At 66.1% G+C, this 17,926-nt stretch carries 18 protein-coding genes and 1 pseudogene; 10 read left to right on the top strand and 9 right to left on the bottom strand.

The genetic code is table 11. From position 1 onward, the window contains the following. Nucleotides 1-786: 786 nt before the first annotated feature. Nucleotides 787-1,674: a hypothetical protein gene (locus AB0M79_RS35115; protein ID WP_364222743.1), complete on the bottom strand. Its 888-nt coding sequence runs from the start codon at nt 1,672-1,674 to the stop codon at nt 787-789. 189 nt (nt 1,675-1,863) lie between these two features. On the opposite strand from AB0M79_RS35115, the gene AB0M79_RS35110 reads away from it, so the two are divergent. The 3 genes and pseudogenes from AB0M79_RS35110 to AB0M79_RS35100 form a co-directional block, all read left to right on the top strand. Beyond that, nucleotides 1,864-1,998, top strand: a complete 135-nt coding sequence (locus tag AB0M79_RS35110; RefSeq protein WP_364222740.1) for a transposase — start codon at nt 1,864-1,866, stop codon at nt 1,996-1,998. A gap of 54 nt (nt 1,999-2,052) precedes the next feature. Continuing rightward, a complete protein-coding gene (locus tag AB0M79_RS35105; RefSeq protein ID WP_364222737.1) occupies nt 2,053-2,175 on the top strand; it encodes a hypothetical protein in 123 nt (40 codons plus the stop codon). Further along, nucleotides 2,172-2,456 (top strand): annotated as a pseudogene (locus AB0M79_RS35100) (IS3 family transposase); the annotation flags it as partial. The gene AB0M79_RS35105 and the pseudogene AB0M79_RS35100, both read left to right, overlap by 4 nt. A gap of 27 nt (nt 2,457-2,483) precedes the next feature. On the opposite strand, the gene AB0M79_RS35095 reads toward AB0M79_RS35100, so the two are convergent. The 5 genes from AB0M79_RS35095 to AB0M79_RS35075 form a co-directional block, all read right to left on the bottom strand. Continuing rightward, the gene (locus AB0M79_RS35095; protein WP_364222755.1) at nt 2,484-2,873 is read right to left on the bottom strand and encodes an IS3 family transposase; all 390 of its coding nucleotides are present in this window, start codon (nt 2,871-2,873) and stop codon (nt 2,484-2,486) included. A gap of 245 nt (nt 2,874-3,118) precedes the next feature. Then, the gene (locus AB0M79_RS35090; RefSeq protein ID WP_364222752.1) at nt 3,119-5,023 is read right to left on the bottom strand and encodes a caspase family protein; all 1,905 of its coding nucleotides are present in this window, start codon (nt 5,021-5,023) and stop codon (nt 3,119-3,121) included. Beyond that, nucleotides 5,004-5,405, bottom strand: a complete 402-nt coding sequence (locus AB0M79_RS35085; RefSeq protein ID WP_364222749.1) for a hypothetical protein — start codon at nt 5,403-5,405, stop codon at nt 5,004-5,006. Before AB0M79_RS35085 ends, AB0M79_RS35090 begins: the two co-directional genes overlap by 20 nt. Nucleotides 5,406-5,536: 131 nt before the next feature. Continuing rightward, nucleotides 5,537-6,847, bottom strand: a complete 1,311-nt coding sequence (locus AB0M79_RS35080; RefSeq protein ID WP_364222734.1) for a hypothetical protein — start codon at nt 6,845-6,847, stop codon at nt 5,537-5,539. A gap of 310 nt (nt 6,848-7,157) precedes the next feature. Further along, nucleotides 7,158-8,840, bottom strand: coding sequence for an IS1634 family transposase (locus tag AB0M79_RS35075; RefSeq protein WP_364222731.1), 1,683 nt, complete (start codon nt 8,838-8,840; stop codon nt 7,158-7,160). A gap of 364 nt (nt 8,841-9,204) precedes the next feature. Here AB0M79_RS35075 and AB0M79_RS35070 point away from each other — a divergent pair, with 364 nt between their 5' ends. Next, a complete protein-coding gene (locus tag AB0M79_RS35070; protein WP_364222728.1) occupies nt 9,205-10,002 on the top strand; it encodes a hypothetical protein in 798 nt (265 codons plus the stop codon). A 78-nt stretch (nt 10,003-10,080) separates the two neighbouring features. Next, nucleotides 10,081-10,641, top strand: a complete 561-nt coding sequence (locus AB0M79_RS35065) for a hypothetical protein (protein ID WP_364222725.1) — start codon at nt 10,081-10,083, stop codon at nt 10,639-10,641. A 328-nt stretch (nt 10,642-10,969) separates the two neighbouring features. Here the strand turns inward: AB0M79_RS35065 and AB0M79_RS35060 are convergent, their stop codons facing one another. The 3 genes from AB0M79_RS35060 to AB0M79_RS35050 form a co-directional block, all read right to left on the bottom strand. Next, nucleotides 10,970-11,476: a transposase family protein gene (locus tag AB0M79_RS35060; protein ID WP_364222746.1), complete on the bottom strand. Its 507-nt coding sequence runs from the start codon at nt 11,474-11,476 to the stop codon at nt 10,970-10,972. Beyond that, nucleotides 11,473-11,649: a hypothetical protein gene (locus AB0M79_RS35055; RefSeq protein WP_364222722.1), complete on the bottom strand. Its 177-nt coding sequence runs from the start codon at nt 11,647-11,649 to the stop codon at nt 11,473-11,475. The genes AB0M79_RS35060 and AB0M79_RS35055 overlap by 4 nt, the downstream gene beginning before the upstream one ends. A gap of 95 nt (nt 11,650-11,744) precedes the next feature. After that, entirely contained in the window at nt 11,745-12,926 is a 1,182-nt protein-coding gene (locus tag AB0M79_RS35050; protein WP_364222719.1) for a M20/M25/M40 family metallo-hydrolase, read from the bottom strand. A gap of 135 nt (nt 12,927-13,061) precedes the next feature. Between AB0M79_RS35050 and AB0M79_RS35045 the strand changes: the two genes are divergently transcribed. From AB0M79_RS35045 to AB0M79_RS35025, 5 genes are read left to right on the top strand one after another with little or no spacing between them, the layout of a single operon-like run. Continuing rightward, entirely contained in the window at nt 13,062-13,916 is an 855-nt protein-coding gene (locus AB0M79_RS35045; RefSeq protein ID WP_364222716.1) for a polysaccharide deacetylase family protein, read from the top strand. Continuing rightward, nucleotides 13,910-14,683, top strand: a complete 774-nt coding sequence (locus tag AB0M79_RS35040) for an ABC transporter ATP-binding protein (RefSeq protein ID WP_364222713.1) — start codon at nt 13,910-13,912, stop codon at nt 14,681-14,683. Before AB0M79_RS35045 ends, AB0M79_RS35040 begins: the two co-directional genes overlap by 7 nt. Next, a complete protein-coding gene (locus AB0M79_RS35035) occupies nt 14,680-15,738 on the top strand; it encodes an ABC transporter permease (RefSeq protein WP_364222710.1) in 1,059 nt (352 codons plus the stop codon). Before AB0M79_RS35040 ends, AB0M79_RS35035 begins: the two co-directional genes overlap by 4 nt. Beyond that, entirely contained in the window at nt 15,735-16,721 is a 987-nt protein-coding gene (locus AB0M79_RS35030) for an ABC transporter permease (RefSeq protein ID WP_364222707.1), read from the top strand. Before AB0M79_RS35035 ends, AB0M79_RS35030 begins: the two co-directional genes overlap by 4 nt. Continuing rightward, nucleotides 16,718-17,695 (top strand): ABC transporter ATP-binding protein, encoded by a 978-nt coding sequence (locus tag AB0M79_RS35025; protein WP_364222704.1) that lies wholly within the window; start codon nt 16,718-16,720, stop codon nt 17,693-17,695. The genes AB0M79_RS35030 and AB0M79_RS35025 overlap by 4 nt, the downstream gene beginning before the upstream one ends. Nucleotides 17,696-17,926: the final 231 nt, after the last annotated feature.

The raw sequence follows: 17,926 nt of genomic DNA, 5'->3' as shown, positions 1-17,926 counted from the left end.
ACAAGCAAGGGGCCTGACCGACATTCCTGCAGGTCAGACCCCTTTTGATTCTGTGCGCCCGAAGGGACTCGAACCCCTAACCTTCTGATCCGTAGTCAGCGGCCCGGCTCATCCAATTCTCCAAATAACACTCTATTAGAGTCAACCCGAATGTCTACCCTTCCATCCCGTACAGTCCCGCTGGATACACGCAAGTCCCCGCACACGCATCGGGATCAGAACTCAGTTGTCCCTCGTCGCACTCGGCTTTGGCAGCCCGCTTTCCGGCCAGGTCCTTGGGTATCCGTGTCAGTCGTTCGACGTCCGAGCACCATCCGAGCACCACGCCTAGCGGTGGCGCAGTAGCCCCAACCGACTACACCCGCCGCCAGCGTGGTGCTGACATTCCGATACCGGCGGCAAACCATCACCGACCACGGCCAATGTCCGTGTGAGCTGCTCGCCGACGACAGGGCGGACGTTCGGCGCTAGTTCTGCTCGCCGTACGGCACGGCGACCGAGCCGCGGCTCGGGTAGCCCTGCGGGGAAGTCCCTGCCGCACGGGTCTCCCGGGCAGTGGTTGAGATCGTCGTTGAGGTTCGGGTCCACGTCCTCCTCGTCGATTCCGTACTCGGACATGACGGCCGGGGCGTCTGCTTCCCGGTCCTGAGCGACCAAAGCCTGTGCCACCACGATGGCGGCGGCACGCAGGCGCCACCGCGAGAGGATCTGGGCTACGAGATTCGGGGTGGTTCAGGTTGCTGAGGTCCCGTAGGTGTGGGCGTTGGTTCGTCGGGTTGGATCGGATCAGGGTTGGTGATGTGCTGTTCGTACAGGTCGATTATTCGGGCGAGTCCGATTTGGAACGTGTTGGAGATCTCTCCGGTTGTTGGGTGGCGAGCAGCCTACGTAGCCCCGGATGCAATGTGCTCGGTTTTGCATTCGTTCGCCGGAGATGACAGCATCCTGGGCTGCAACGAGGGCTTCCTCTTCGTGGCCGTTTGCGAGCAGCGATACGGCGATCAGCAGCGGCCCGGTGCCGGGTAGTTCGGCGGAGTGTGGGCAGACCAAAAGGATCGTGGCGAGGGTTGTCAGGTCGCCGTTTTCGAGGGCATTGGTGGCAAGTTCGGCGGCCTCGGCGGGCTTGGTGATGATCCGCAGGAGTGTGTCCGGCTGGTATTGGGCGGCGAGAGTGAGGATCGCGCCATGCTGTACGGCGATTGGATGGTCGGATTCGAGGAGTGTTTTACGGAGGTGTGGACGTTGCAGGGTGTCGGCGTGGTCCTGCAGGAAGGTGATGGATTCGGTCCAGCTGGGGGTGGCAACCCAGGCCTCAAGGGTGGCCTGCTCGTCGTGCGCGGCGCGAAGGTGCTCGCTTACGGTGTCGAATCCGTGCTCGCGCAGATCGGCGATCAGTTCGCGCAGGTCTTCCAGTTGGGGAATGTCCGGGTGCAGGATGGTGAGGATATTGAGGGTGGTGGGGAGATCGGGCTCGTGAATCGTGGTTCGGTGTTGTTGGAGGGCGGTTTCGCGTTCGGGCCAGGCGTGGGTGTTGAGCAGGTCGTTGGCCAGTTGCAGATGATGGTCGGGAATTGGAGCGGTGGTCCAACTGGGCTGGTTGTCGGGTGGTGTCTTGAGGTGGCTGGTGACGGCGCGGACGTGTTGGCGGCCCGCAGCGGTCGCGTGTGGCGGCACGCCAAGGCTCAGGCTCGGTCATCTCGACTGCTGCTATTGCGAGCATGGCGGCCGCCTGGCCGGCCCGGTGGTTGAGGGCGAGCCATTGGGCGTAGTAGGCACGTAACCAGCCGCGATAGAGCGGGTGAGTTGCCCCCGGTTTGGCGGAGCTTCTCAAGCATGATCGACTGATCATGGGGAGGAAGTTCTGTGGCCGCACCGAAGAAATACCCCGACGAGCTACGGGCGCGTGCCGTGCGTCTGTATCGCGAGTCGGACCCGAAACCGACCATCCGGCGGCTCGCGGAGCAGTTGAACGTGCATCACGAGGCACTGCGGAACTGAATCCGCCAGGCCGAGGCCGACGCGGGCGAGCGTCATGACCGGCCCACCAGCGAGATGGCCGAGGAGAACCGCCGGCTGCGTGAAGAGGTTGCCGAGTTGCACCGGGTCAACGAGATCCTGCGTGCGGCGTCCAACTATCTCGCGTCGGAGCTCGGCCCGACCCGGCGACGGTCATGAGGTTCATCGACGAACACCGTGACCGCGTCGCGGTCGCGCTCCTACTGCGGGTCCTGAACATCGCCGAGTCGACGTACTACCAGTGGATCAAGCAGGTTGAGCAGCCCAGTGACCGGGATCTGGTCGACCTCGGGCTGATCTCCAACATCTACAACATCTGGGAAACCTCCGGGCGCACCTACGGCGCCGACCGCATCCATCGGCAACTACGCCGCGACGGCATCCGGGTCGGCCGCAAACGCGTCGAGCGGCTGATGAAACAGCAGGGCTGGCACGGAGCGTTCCTGCGCCGCGGCTGGCGCGGCGGCTCAACGAGACAGGATCCACGGCATACGCCGGCACCGGATCTGGTCGACCGTAACTTCACCGCCGCAGCCCCGAACCGACTCTGGCCCCCGACACCACCCGGATCCCGTGCGGTGAGGGCGTATTCTGGCTGGCCGCTGTCCGGGACGTGTTCTCCCGCCGGATCGTCGCTCCCGCATGATCGCCGCGACCAGCTTGTGGTTGACGATCATCTCGTGCTCCTCCAACAGGGCAGCACGGATACGGCGCTTCCCGTACGCGCCCCTCGAATGCTGATGGATCTTCTTGATCTCATCAGCAACGATGATCCTACGGACATGCCGACCGGTGACGCCGCGCCGCGCCGCCAACTCGTCCGCCTCGACACTGGGTACGCCCGCGCGGACTCCCACGTCGATGAGGACCTGACCCTTCCAGCGGAACAGGGGCGCCGGTGAGATGCCGGTCTCCGCCGATATCTCCGCCACGGGTTCAGCACCACGCAGCCGTTGAGACACCTGCCGGCGCACGGATCACGGATACGACTTGGGCACAGTAACCTCCTGATGATCACTCTGCCTCAACTCTCAACGCAGTGGATCACTTCCCGGGCACCAGATCAGTTGGACCACTTCACGGGGACCCAGTCATTCTTCCCCTACCGAGTTTCTAGTGGCCGCACTCTTACCAAGCTATCGCGCCCTCCGGATACGATGATTTGAGCGCCGTCTAGCTCGCCCAACGCAACTAACATGACACCGCCGATGTGGCCGTCGAGTGGTTCAACCAGTTGGCGGCGCCCGGTCAGATCCCATACCCGGATAGCACCGTCCTGCCCACCTGTTACTGCAACTGGGTTGTCGCGTAGCGTTGTGAAGGCGATAGAGTTAATAGTGTCGGAATGACCGATAATCGGGTCACCGAGTTGGCTGCGAGTCGCAAGATCCCATATCCGCATTAATTTGTCGCGCCCTCCGGATACGATGATTTGGGTGCCGCCTAGCTCGCCTAACGCAACTGAGGTGACGCCGTTGATGTGGCCGTAGAGTGGTTCCCCGAGTTGCTCGCGCTTGATTAAATCCCATAGTCGGACGGTTCCATCATCAGCCCCAGTGACCGCGATCGGTATGCCGTTAAGAGTGCCGAGCGTTATCGACGAAACTGGGCCCGTCCGGCCGACCAATGGTTCCCCGACTTGCTGGCGCTTGATTAAATCCCATAGTCGGACGGTTCCATCATCAGCCCCAGTGACCGCGATCGGTGTACCATCCACCTCACCTAACGCAAGCGCAAGAACTCTGCCGATGTGGCCGTAGAGTGGTTCCCCGAGTTGCTCGCGCTTGGCTAAATCCCATAGTCGGACGGTTCCATCATCAGCCCCAGTGACCGCGATCGGTGTACCATCCACCTCACCTAACGCAAGCGCAAGGACGCTCTCGATACCGTCGGTACGGCCGTAGAGTGGTTCCCCGAGTTGCTCGCGCTTGGCTAAATCCCATAGTCGGACGGTTCCATCATCAGCCCCGGTGACCGCGATCGGTATGCCGTTAAGACTGCCGAGCGCTGCGGAGCGAACTGGGTCGTGATGGCCGATGAAGTGGATATCAAATAGGGATGCGCTCGCTACCACGCCCGAATTTGGGTGCGCCTTGGAGCCAGCGAAGTCGTCGATGACCCACTGCGTTCCTGCTGCAACGAGGCCAAGGGTCGCGGTTGAGATCATTGCAAATCTTGTGATGCGGCCGGTTAAGTTGACTGCTAATGCTAGGTCAGAGATAGGATGCCTTGCATTTTTCATTGAAGCGATAGGCGTATTGCCGGGCTCGTCCGACTGTTGCCAACGATTCTGGGCAATAGCGATACTGCTCGCAAGATTGTATGCCCTCATTTGGGGAGCAGGTGCAGACCTCGACCCGAGGATTCGAAGGAGCTCGTGATAAATTGTATCCAGGTCGAGTATTTCCGGCCCTTCATAGATGCCGTCCGTCAAGACTTGGAGTAGCGCGCCCGTAAACTCGGTATACCGTTCACCCGGTCGCGCGAAGGCGGGGCTATTGGGTGGTGCTGATGCTAAAAGGCAGGCGCCGTCGATTTCGGCACGGTCGGCTAGAGACGTAAGGGAGGAGCCCATTTCGCCGTGTGCGCGTCCGCTGTAACAACAGTCCAAGATAACCACGCGGCGGGGAGCACGGCTCCCGCGTATCTCCCGTCGGAGCCATTCATAGGGAATTTGAGTTTCTGGCCGTTCGGGTCGCGTGTCAGGTAACGCAAGCGTGAGTCGACCGTCCTCCGGATCGATAAGTCCGTGGCCGGCGTAATAGACTACGAGGGTGCCTGTTGCGTTTTGGGCTGCCAGATGGACGGCTTCTAAGGCAGTGCTAGCTAGCATGGGATTGTCAACCACGGTGCATCCCCCGCGCGGCGGTCCCCACAGACGTTCATCCTGCAAGCAGTTGCCCAGGTCCTGCAGACCGTTGCGTACGGCAGGCAGGCCTGGTAGTGCTTTGTACTTGCTAACTCCGATCAGGACGGCCTGAGAAATACTAGCGTTCGGAAGAGTCATCGGCTGGTTCGTCCCGGCCATCTATCGATGAGACACGGTGCACGCGCAGGGAATGGTCAATGGCATGCTCGGCTAGAACGTCGGCGGCTGGCCCGCTGGCTGTGATCCGCTGAACGCGGCCGTCCGGATAAGCGATCTCAACCGAGATATCAGACTTCTTCTGTCGAAGCCAGGTTGCTATGGACCCAGAAAGAACAGTCAATGCGCCTCCGCTTGCTACTGCAACGATGAGTACGTCTGTGACCGTACCCATCTCGCCCTCGGATGGAGATCCATGCCGAGTGGTGACGTGGCCACGGAGCTCCGCCTCGTCGGCCAGCCAGCGACCTAGCGACAATAACTCAAAATTGCTTCTACCAAGCAGTCGAACATGCACGATCATTTTAGGTTTCCGCATCTCGTAAGGATCTTGGCCTCAACTTCCCGACCGCAAATCTGCCGGCCAGCAACTCATTCGCGAGGCTTAGAAAGCCACCCCGCCGAAGCCTCGACGGCAGTCCAGAGAGTTCACGATCATCGCGTCGACATGTACACTACGATTGCATTAAATGAATCCCGCCGCAGATTCCAGTGTTGCGAAATTCCGTATCCTGCACCGACTTCTTCCATTGCCGTAGGCAACTCCTCGACCAGGTCCGCTCCCGTGCGGACGTCGAGTACCATCGGTGGACGCTCGTCGTCTCGGTAATTTTTTGAGAAGGACATATATGCCACACCCCGATAAATGCAATCTATTTCAAGCGGAATTGTTCTTCCCTGACCAATATCCTTTTCGCTCCACAACTGCTCGCCACTGTTGAGGTTGTATGCCACCAGAAACTTACGACGAAGAAATTCCCCATTGCCATCCGCGCAAACCACTAGGCCAGCCTCGTCGTATTTGCAGTAAATCCTCGAGCGACCTTCCCCTACATGTTGCAGAGTGGCACCTGTAGCTGCCGCGATGATCAGCCCTCCATCACGAGGCGTAGAGTGGAGGACGTAGCCGTTTCCTAGTTCATGACTGGCCGCCCAGTCATCGTCAGTGTCGATATTTTGCCTATTCCAAAGCGTTTGCCCAGCACTTATGCTGCGCCCCTCGATGAAGCCGGTTCTTCCATCCTTGTACCAGCCTACGACCACATCATCCACGATGGCATAGCCTCTGAAGCCCGGCCAATCGTGCACCACTTTACCAGAGTCGATACGAACGATCATCGTACGATGCTTGTAAGATGTGATCAGCGCGTATTCGTCACTTGTCGCCGGAATATAGATTGCGCCGATAGGGTTATCAGAGATGTCGATGTCGGTGGACCATATCAAGGCCCCGGTTTCGGCGCGGTCGGCCCGGATACGCAGGATGGTCCGGTCTTTTATCGTTCCGGCGCCTTCTATCTTATATTCGTAAGCGAGCATCAGGGACATCTGCCCGCCGATATCTACGAAGGCAGTCATTGAGTGCCTCAGGCCCTCGGTGGGGGCTTCGACCTCGCTTGCCAGTCGTACCGAAGCAAGCTCATCACCCGTGACCATCGAAATAACGGCTATTCGCGGTTCGGGCGCACTGCCAAGTAGACTTTTCGCTCCCCAAACTGCGTAGAGCAAGTCACCTTTGACGCGATAGGCGACTGGCCCATCTAGCTGAAATGCCTTCTGAAAGCCGAGTGGTGGATCATGTGACGGCATGGATGGGGGCGCAGAATGGTCCCCAGTTGCATCAGCACTCGTGGACCCCTGCGGAATCCCCTCAACCTGTTGATCATGCTGGTCCGCATGGAACGAGCAGCCGGCCAACATCGCGATCATTGATGCAGCCATGGCCAGCCGGACATAGGTCATCATGGTCGTAAATCTAGCGCACTTCAGCAACGGCTGGATACGTCACATTCGCGACATCGAGGCATTTGCCATGATGATGCGGCTGCGAAAGCTGCAGCGAGCAGTGCGGACATCGGGTTTGGCCCAGTGGGGACGGCAGTCATTCAAGATCCAATTATCCTAATGTGAACCTCCCGATGCTATCGAACCGGCTCTTCGACCGGGGTTCCACAGATCAGGTAGCTGACTAGTCTGCGGAAAGGGGGTCTGGGCTGGGGAAATGCCGATCTGCCCGGTGACGGGGCGTGTCACTAGGCGGTGGCGTTGGTGCAGGTCAGGGCGTCGCGGGGGTGGCCTCGAAGACCCGGCGGGGTTCGGGCAGGCCAAGCGTGGTGAGGATCTTCTTCTGCGTCGCGGTGAGTTCGGTGCGCTGGCGGAACGAGCCGGCTGGGCCGGTGAAGGTGCCCAGGTGCAGGCGCTGGAGTTCGTCGCGGATGGTGGTCCAGGTCTGGCCGGTGCGGGTCTCGGCGATGCGGATGAGCAGCAGTGCCAGCCAGCACAGCAGCACGTGGGCGCGGATGCGGTCTTCGACGCGGTGGTAGACGGGCCGCATGTCGATGATCGACTTCATGTCCCTCCAGCCGCGTTCCACCTCGAGAAGCTGCTTGTAGCCCAGGGCGATGTCCTTGGCCGACAGTTTGGGGTCCGAGCAGCGCAGCAGGAACTTGCCATCCAGGTTGGTCTCGGCGTCGATGGCCTTCTTGTCCACGCGCAGCAACCCGCCGGGTGTGGTGCGGAGGTAGCGTTTGAGGCCGGGCTTGGTGGAGATGACGCCGCGCAGTTCGGCGCGCTTGTCGCGGGACAGCTTGTCCGAGCCGTCGATGGTCTCCTGCAGGATCGCGACCATCTTGGCGCGCACGGCCGCGTCGCGGGCCTGGGTTTCGGGGTTGAAGCAGATCACGAACCGGTCGTCGGCCAGGTCCGAGTGCAGCCGAACCTCCTTGACCTGCAGGTTGTCGGCGACGTGGCGGTAGCGTCCCTGCCGAGACAGCGCGGCCTCGGCCTCGGGCGTGCCGCCGCGCAGCTTCTCCCCGAGGATGTAGTGCCCGCCGGCCTTCTGCAGGTAGCGCCGATTCTCGGCCGAGGTGAAGCCGCGGTCGGCGACCCACACGACCCGCGCGAGCGACCAGTCCCGCATGTCATCTTTGACCTGCCGGATCAGGGCGCTGTCGGCCGTGTTCCCAGGCCAGGCCCAGCATCTGACCGGGATCCCGTCGCGGGTGACGGCCATTCCCACCACGATCTGCGGCAGGTCGCCTCGGGAGTCCTTGCTCTTGCCCCAGGTCCGGAACCCGGCCTCCTTCACCGCCGCCTCACCTTCGGCGACCGGCACGCCCCGCTCGTCGCGGCCGACCTGCGCGTCGGCGTCCTCGGCCTCGAAGTAGGTGGAAGTGGTGTCGAAGAACAGCAGGTCGACCTCCAGGTTCAGTAGGTCGGCGGTGTTGTCGAACACGATCCGGCCGAGCTGCGGCTCGGCGTCGATCAGCCAGTCCATCGCCCGGTAGCAGGACTCGTCGACGACCGGGACGTCCAGGCCGTCGATCACCATGTCGTGCTCGATCCAGCGGGTCGCCGCCAGCTTCGAGCTGGGTGCGAGGGCCCGGTTCGCGACCAGCGCGAACAGGATCCGCTCCACCCGCGGCTCCATGCGCGTGGTGGCCAGCATCCGCCGCATCGCGGCGTCGATCCCCAGCTTGCGCCACAGCCCGTCCAGCACGAAAGCCCCGCCCAGGGTCCTGGACTCCAGGAACCGCAGCTCCGCGGGCGCTGTCGCCGCGAGGGCATCGCCCGGCTCCAGAAGCCGGCACAACGCCGCGACCAGCCGCCGGATCCCGGCGACGTCGAGCTGGTCTTCCCGGCCGAAGGAGTACAGCACCTTCGTACGCGACACCTTCGCCGCCGGGTCCCACTCGTTGTGGGCCAGCTGCAGGTAGCCGACCGTCTTGCCATCGGCCATCTTCCGTGTCGAGCGTTTCACGTACACGAACAGCAACCCTAGCGATCAAGCCGCTATGCGATCAAGAGATTCAGCCAGTTCACATGCGGTAACCGAACGAACCGTGTCACTAGGGATTCCCGCCGTTTCCGCTAGGGCGCAGCCCCGACCTGCGCCACAACCCCGCGGACCAACCTCAAACCCTGATTATCTGTGGAACCCCGGGTGAACCCTTACGCACATTGCGGCACTCCGATAGTGCGCTTCCCGTAGATCGATTCGTATCGAATGCGGCGCGTTCAGAAATTGTTCCGAGAGGTCTTGAATTGATCTAACGGGATACCCAACGATTGCTGGGCATCATTTCTCCATCGAAAGGTTTGCGATGTTGAAGAAGTGGACGAGTTCGGGCCGGGTCGCCGCGGTCTTGGTGACTGCGGCTGTTGCGCTGGCGGTCGGCGCCAGCCCGGCCGCGGCGGACGCTCGCGAGGGCGAGGGAATCTGGGTGCTGACCGGCCCTGAGACGACGTTCGTCGAGGCGGTCGTCGCGCTCGCCAGCGATCCCGCACAGCGTGACACGGTCGACCGAACTATCACCGCGCTGGCCGAGACGATCGAACAGGGACGGTCGGCCGGGCTGCCCGGCGCGGTGAGCCTGGAGCAGGAAGCGGAACAGGTCAAAGCCCTGCGTATCGCGGTCGAGCGGGGCCACTCGGGCAATGCGACGGTCCTGGACGCCTGGCCGTTGCGGGGCTACGCGACCTCCGCCGGCCGGGCGTGGGTGACCGACTTCGCCCACGAGCTGCGCTACTGCTCCGGATCCTGCGTGGTCACCGACCGCGCCATCGGCCGCACCACCGTCAACTGGGGCGGCGTAAATTCCTTCGTCAGCTACACGATCCTCTACAGCCCGTACTCCGGCAATTTCACGAACATCCACTTCCAATTGTGGCCGGGAGTCGACGGATTCTACGACGCGACCGACTCCGTCGACACCATCAACGTCCACAGCTCCCACAATGGTTCTGCGACCGTATGGTCGTATGCGAAGGGCCAGCATCTGGCAATGCGTCAGGCATTATGGCTCGATTCCGCACGCGGAAGCCCATCGCACGCCGGCCACCACTCCCGGACCGGGCAGGTCTATTGCAACCCGTCGCCGAGCAGCAACGTCTGTAGCTGACCTTTCCCATGGTGTGGCCGGGCCGCGACGGGACGCCCGGCCACACCGCTACCCTCGCGAGGTTCATAATGAGTGACTATGACTGATGAATTCGCACGGGTGTCCCGATGGGTCGGGCCGCAGAACCCGCCTGCGTCGGTAATGCCGGGATTCGCCGATGCGAGCCTGTCCCTGGCCCGTAACGACTACTTCGGGGCACAGCTCTACGGGTTCCGTGTCTGGCCCGAGATGTTCGCCTTCAACCTGCTGATCTACCTCAACCCCAACCTGCCGTCGGCCCCGACAGCCCGCTACCCCAACCCGGTGTTCAACGCCGCCCATCTCATCGACGCCGGTCCCGCGGACCAGCAGCGGCTGTTCACCCTCGGTGTCCACTACGCCGACGGCCGGACCGCCAGCAACGCCCCTCAGCCCGCCCAGGCCACACCCGCCAGGGAACTGGAGCTGGTCAACGCCGGCGGCGGCGGTGCCGGAAACTACGTCGACTACGCCTGGCGCGTCCGCCCACTTCCCCCGCCCGGCCCGGTCACCTTCTGGTGCCGCTGGCCGTACTACACCCCCGACGAGTTCTCCATCCAGGTCGACGCCACACGGATCACCGCCGTAGCCGAGCAGGCCATGCCACTGTGGCCGGTGTGACCGGCGACGCGCCCTGCGGCCGGAGCGCAGGGGTCGGGATCAACGGTTGGGCCGCCTGCCAGAAGTCGTCCGGACCCCAGGTCTGCACCATGTCGTCCACATCGACCATCACCCAAAGAGGATGGCAAGAGCCAGGCCAGCATCACCATCTGGGATGGCCCCTGACCGTGCTTCCAGGACTGGCGACCGCTGTGACGGTGAGGTCCGTAACCGGAGCGGGCGCAGCCGTCCAAGTCCGCCGGCATGTTGGCGGCCGGCGCTGGTGGACGCCATCAAGATGACGCCCGGCGGCTTGATCTGCCCCGCAGTTCCACGTACTGCCGGGACCCTATCTACTGCGCGTCGCTTTGCGGCGATCCTCGGCGCGGTTGCCGCGTAGGTGACGTGGTCGCGTTGGCAGTGCGGGGCGTCGGCGGTGACGACGGTGTCGCGCAGGTCGCCGATCTGATCGAGTAGCGGCTGGAATCGGGTGGTCTCGTTGGTCTTCGGTGCTGGCCAGGACCACGCCGGTGGCCTGGTCGCAGGCGGCCATCACGTGGCGGGCGGCGGTGTCGGTGGTGCGGGATCCGCGCAGGGTCTTGCTGTCGACGGCGATCGTCCGCCTGCCCGTCGATGTGTCGGCGGTGCTGCGACCGGAGAGCCAGACGCCGATGGTCGCGGTCAGTCGCTGCGGGTCGAGGGCCTGCAGTAGCCGGCAGATCGTCGCCTCGGATGGCCGTCGATCGGGGGTGATGCCCAGGGCGAGAGCCGTCGAGGCCGGAACGTCGGCGACCCACTTGGCGATGGCCGTGTAGGAACGGTAGCCGGCCACCACGGCGCACACCGCTGCGGTCACCACGACCGGCAACCGGTTTCGGACATCTCGCCGGGCCCGCGGATCAGGCAGATCGGCGAGCGCTCAAACCACTCGACGGCGGCGAGAATCTCTCCGACCGCGGCCAATTCCCCAGCGCTGGCGAACTCGACCGGCTCCTCACTCAGCACCACAAGTACCGGGACGGCGCTCACCGGGCGACCTGCGCAGCGATGCCTGAGGGCAACCCGGTCGCGACCTCGTTGTCCACGATTCCTCAACCTCCCTCGGCCCACGGCTGATCGGCCGATCAGCAGAGCGAGTCCAGCAGGAGCAGCAGCGCAGCCGATCCGGTGACCGCTCCCGTCAGGTCGCACCACTCTTCGATCGTCCCGCGACCGCCGCCGCGCTCGGTGCCCTCCAGTGCTACCCCGGGCAGCCCGGCGGCCAGCGCCGCGTTGACGTTCGAGGAGGACCAGGCACGTTGGGTTACCGGCTGGTCGTGTATTGCCGCCATGGCGCGCACCGCCGCGCGGACCAAGGGGTGCGTCGCACCGCCAGGTAGCGTCGCGGCAGGCTGCTCGTGTACCACGTCGACCTGCGCCAGTACCCCTGTCTCGGCGGCCACCACGCCCGCCTCGGCGCGGACGGTCGCGACGGCGTCGTCCAGCCAACGCTGATCGGTGGCGCGCACGTCCACCCACAGCTCACCGCCGGCCGGCGAGTGGTTGTACACCTCACCGGCGTGGATGCCGTTGACCCGCAGCACGCGATGCCCGTCCAGCGGCGGCGTGGGTGCCCGGGCGGCGAGCCGCTGGGCGAGCCGGGCGAGCGCGTCCGGCACCGCAGACACCCCGCCGCCGAGACTGTGCCGGCTGAGGCCGCTGATCCGCACGGTGAGGTGTCGGATTCCGATCGCATTGAAACTGACCGTGCCCACCCCGCCCATCACGTCGATGAACCCGTCTAGGCTGGCAGCGTACCGGCCGACCAGTTCGCGGGCGCCGGTCAGGCCAGTCTCCTCGCCGGTCACGAACGCCACCAGCACCTCGCCCCGTGGTCGCCAGCCGAGCGTGCGGGCCATTCGCAGCACCGCAAGCACGGTCGCGTCGCCGCAGGTGGTGTTGACCCCGGCGCCGATCATCCGGCCGCCCCGCCGCCGGGCCGGCGCACGGCCGTGCAGCGCCGCCACGGTGTCCAGGTCGTCCACCGTTGCCACCACCGCCAGCCGGGGCCGCCGGCCGACCGGCAGGTGCCCGGCCGCGGTGCCCAGCCGGGCGTAACAGTTGGGGGTGGCGTCGACCCAGACCTCATCGACCAGCCCCGGTTCGCCCAGCAGCCGCTCGACCACCGCCAGCCGGGCCGATTCCGCGCCCTTCGGCGCCGGCCGTGCCGCGACCGCAAGCCAGTCGGCGACCATCTGGTCTCGCTGGGCCCACGCCGCGGCGAGCACCGTCCCGGGGTCCAGCCGTGCTTCCGCTCGCCAGTGCATACCGCGGGAACATACCCGCATCCATCTGTTCGGCCGATCGGTCGCATCGGCGGCAACTGTTGGACGGCGCCGCGGCCGGCTTCCTACGGTCGGCGAGGCAAGGGAGCGATTCGACACCGCGGGAGGAGATGGCCCATGAGCCGGGCGCCGACCGTCTGCGTCACCGTCGACTTCGACGGACACGCGCTGTGGCTCCAGTGGGACTCCGCGCTGTCGCCGACCCGCATGTCGCGGGCGGACTTCGGTGGTGAGGTCGGTATGCCCCGGCTGCTGGACCTGTTCGCCACCGAGGAAGTCCTCGCGACGATCTACGTTCCCGGCCACACCGTCGAGACGTTTCCCGAGGTGTGCCGCCGGGCTGTGGCCGAGGGGCACGAGATCGGCCATCACGGATACCTGCACAAGGACCACACCCGGCTCTCCGAGGCGCAGGAGCGCGCCGAGTTCGAGCGGGCGTTCGCCGCGTACGACAAGGTGTTGGGCCTGCGCCCCACCGGGTTCCGGGCACCCGGCGGCGACCTGTCCACAGAAACGCTGAGGCTCGCCGCCGAGTTCGGCATCGGACACGACGCCTCGGGCATGGGTCACGACGTGCTGCCGTACTACGCGCGCCGGGGCGACCGGTGGACCCCGGACGGGCCGCTGCGTCGTGGTGAGCCGCTGGACGTGGTGACTCTCCCGGTGCTCTCATCGATGATCGACGTGCCGCAGATGGACTTTCTCATCCAACCGCCGATCTCCGGGCTGCACGGGTACGACAAGATCCTGCGAATGTGGCTGGACGAGTTGGACTGGATGTGCCAGACCCTGCCCGGCGGCGTACTCACGCTGATCCTGCACCCCTCCAGCGCGCCGCGCGGGGCCCGGCTGCGGGTCGTGCGCGACTTCCTCCGGCACGCGCGCTCACGCGGCGTCCAGTTCCGGCGCCACCGTGAGGTCGCCGCTCGGTTCCGCGCCGAGAACCCGTTCTCGCCGGCCGCGCCGTGTTGACCGTCGCGGGCCTGACCGTCGCAGTGCCAACCCCGAACGGGCCGGCCAACGTCGTGCGTGGGGTGGACCTGGAGGTCCGGGCCGGCGAGGTGTTCGGCGTCGCCGGGGAGAGCGGCAGCGGCAAGACGATGACGTTTCTGGCTCTGCTCGGGCTGCTGCCGGCCGGATCGCGGGTGACCGGCGAGGCCGTCTTCGACGGGCGCGACCTGCTCGCGTTGTCCCCCGCCGAGCGGCGGCGGGTACGCGGCCGCGACATCGCGATGGTGTTCCAGGATCCGATGACCTCGCTACACCCGATGCTGACCGTCGGCGCGCAGCTGACCGACCATGTCCGGGCCCACCTCGCGATGGGCCGGCGGGAGGCGCGGGAGCACGCCGCCGCACTGCTCGCCGACGTACGTATCCCGGACCCGCACGGCGCGCTGCGCAGCTATCCGCACCAGTTCTCCGGCGGGATGCGCCAGCGGATCGCGATCGCGGTCGCGCTGGCCTGTCGCCCCAAACTGATCATTGCAGACGAGCCGACCACCGCGCTCGACGTGACGGTGCAGGCCGGCCTGCTGCGCCTGCTCGACGAGCTGCGGCTCCAGCAGGGGCTCACGATCGTGCTGATCACCCACGACCTCGGCGTGATGTCCGCGCTCGCACAGCGGGTCAGTGTCTTCCACGAGGGACGCATCGTGGAGACCGGCACCCGCCAGCAGGTGCTGTGCGAACCCCGCCACCCCTACACCGCAGGGCTGCTCGCCGCCCTGCCACCGGCATGACCGCCTCCGGGGTGACCGGCCGGCGCCGGGCCGCCCACCCCCTGGCCCGCTTGCTGGTGCGCAGGCTCGGCGCGATGGTCCTGCTGCTCCTGGGGATCAGCCTGGTCACGTTCGTGCTCACCTCGCTGGTACCGGGCGATCCGGCCCGCGCCGCGCTCGGCCCCGTCCAGGGCGAGGACGAGGCGGCGGTGGCGGCCTGGAACAGCCGGAACGGCCTGGACAAGCCGATTCCGGTGCGATACCTGGTCTACCTGTCCAACCTGTTGCGCGGCGACCTGGGCGTGTCGCAGCAGACCGGCACGCCGGTGCTGGACGACCTGATCGCCTACATCCCGGCCACCGCCGAGCTGGCCATCATCTCGGTGCTGCTCGCCTCGCTGATCGGCGTCGGACTCGGGGTCGCGGCGGCGTTGCGTCGCGATACGCTGCTGGACCAGGTACTGCGCGTGGTCTCGCTCGGCGGCGTGTCGGTGCCGGTGTTCTGGCTCGGACTGATCGTGCTCTACCTCGGGTTCTTCGTGTTCGACCTGTTCCCCGGCGGCGGCCGGATCGACCCGCTGGCCATACCGCCCGCCGAGATCACCCACCTGTACACGCTGGACGCCCTGTTCGCCGGTGACCTGGCCGCGACGGGCGCGGCCCTGCACCACCTGGCGCTGCCGGCCGCGGTCCTGGCCGCCTACAACATCGGCTACATCGCCCGGTTCACCCGGACCGCGGTGCTTGAGGTGATCAACCACGACTACGTCCGCGCGGCACACGCCAAGGGCCTGCCGGCCCGGACCGTGGTGCGACGGTACGTCCTGCGCGCGGCCCTGCCCAGCATGATCCAGATTCTCGGCTTCGCGTTCGCCGGAGTGCTCACCGGTGCGGTGCTGATCGAGGCGATCTTCAGCTGGCCTGGCATCGGCGGCTACGCCTACCGGGCCGCGGTCAGCCTGGACCTGCCGGCGATCACCGGGGTGACGATGTTCGTGGCGGTCGTCTACATCTCGGTGAACTTCGTCATCGACGTCCTCTACGGCGTCATCGATCCCCGGATCCGGGCCGGATGAGCACGCCCCCGGGGACGGCACCCGGCACCGTGCCGCTGCGTCCCTTCTGGCGCCGTCGGCCGCCGGCCCGGTGGCGTGGCGGAGGACGGCTGGACGGGCGGACCCGCGCGCTGTGGCGCCGCCCGATGGCGGTCATCAGCATCACCGTGATACTGGTCTGGCTGCTCGCCGCCGCGCTAGCCCCGGTACTTCCGGGCCCCGGCCCGCTGGCCCAGGACGCCGGACGTTTCGAGGCGCCTTCGGGTACGCACTGGTTCGGCACCGACGAACTCGGCCGCGACGTGTTCTCCCGGGTCCTGTACGGCGCCCGGACGTCCCTGCCGTTGGCCGTCATGCTGGTCGCGCTGTCACTGGTCGCCGGCACCGTCCTGGGCGCCCTGGCCGGCTACTTCCGGGGCTGGGTGGACAGTGTGCTGATGCGCCTCTGCGACCTGCTGTTCGCGTTCCCCGGAATCGTGTTGGCGATGGTGGTGACCGCGGTACTCGGCCCGAGTGTCACCAACGCGATGCTCGCCCTGGTGATCATCTCCTGGCCGTGGTATGCCCGCATCGTCCGTGGCCTGGTCATCTCCATCGGGGACGCCGAGTACGTCAGCGCCCGTCGGCTGCTGGGCGTCTCGGCCCGGCGTACCCTCGTCGAGGACGTGCTGCCCAACATCGCCGGACCGGTGCTGGTGCTGGCGACACTCGACCTGGGTGGCGCGATCCTGCTGCTGTCCGGGCTGTCGTTCCTCGGCCTGGGCGCCCAGCCACCGGCCGCCGAGTGGGGCCTGATGGTCTCCTCCGGTACCCAGTACTTCCAGTTCTGGTGGGTCAGCACGTTCCCCGGGCTGGCCATCTTCAGCGTGGTGCTCGCGTTCAACTGCCTGGGAGACACCTTGCGGGACGTGTTCGACCCTCAGACCAGTTTCACGCGCGCCCCGTCGGCCGGTGCCGGCGGCACCGCACCCGACAAGACCGGCGGGTCGGCGGTGACGCCGTGAGCGGCGAGCCGGCGGAGCACCCGCCGGTCCTCGACGTCCGCGACCTGGAGGTGGTCTACCACCAGCGGGGCCGCCCGCCGGTGCGCGCGGTCGCGGGGGCGAGCCTGACCGTGGCGGCCGGCCAGATCGTCGGGCTGGTCGGCGAGAGCGGTTGTGGCAAGTCCACCGTGGCCAAGGCGGTCATGGGACTGGTCGCTGCGTCCGCTGGCGCGGTGCACTTCGAGGGTGGGCCGGTCCTGCCGGTCCGTCGGCGGGTCCGCCCGCCTGCCCTGCTCGGCCTGCAGATGGTGTTCCAGAACCCGTACGCGTCGCTCAACCCTCGTCGTCGGATCGGCCGTCAGGTCTGTGACGGGCTGGTCGGGCCGGCCGCGGCGGCGCGGACGCGAAGCGCCGCGGAATTACTGGAACAGGTTGGCCTGCCGGCCACGACAGCCTCTCGCTACCCGCACGAACTCAGCGGCGGGCAGCGCCAGCGCGTCGCCATCGCCCGCGCGCTCGCCACCTCCCCCTCGATGCTCGTGCTCGACGAGCCGCTGTCCTCACTGGATGTCGCCGCCCAGCGGCAGATCGCCGAGCTACTGGTGCGGCTCAAGTCCGAACTCGGCGTGGCGATGCTGCTGATCTCCCACGACCTCGGCGTGGTACGGCAGATCGCCGACGCGGTCTCGGTGATGTATCTGGGCCGGGTCGTGGAAAGCGCACCCACCGGCGAGCTGTGGCGGGACCCTCGGCACCCCTACACGCGGGCGCTGATCGACGCGGTGCCGTCGGTCGACGGCGCCGGCCGGCTGCCCGTGGCGCTGCCCGGGGAGATACCCGACCCGGCGGATCCGCCGCCGGGCTGCCGCTTCCACCCGCGTTGTCCGCAGGTCCTGCCGCGTTGCGCTACCGACGATCCACCGCTGCTGCGGCTAGCGCCGGTGAACCGCGAGGCCGCCTGCTGGTTGCGGGAGCCGGCCAGCACCCCTCGCTGAGCCGAGGGGCCATTCTCACCCCACACGTCCCGGCCGGGACCGGACACGGACACCGGTGGGCAATGATCACGCCGACTCGCCCGCCACCAGCCACCTGAAGACCTTGTTCACCAGGCTCTGGGCCGGCCGCACGGGCCTGCCTACCCGGGTGTCGGGATCTCCGCTTCCGCCGATCCCGTCGCGAACGCCTCGACCCCAGGGTTCCCGGGCCAGGCCCGGAGCCCCGGGGTC

Origin of the sequence: Polymorphospora sp. NPDC051019, assembly GCF_040683055.1 — a bacterium.
GTDB classification, from domain to species: Bacteria; Actinomycetota; Actinomycetes; order Mycobacteriales; family Micromonosporaceae; genus Polymorphospora; species Polymorphospora lycopeni.
The sequence above is the reverse complement of the archived record's forward strand: the minus strand, read 5'-3'. Positions and strand labels throughout refer to the sequence as shown.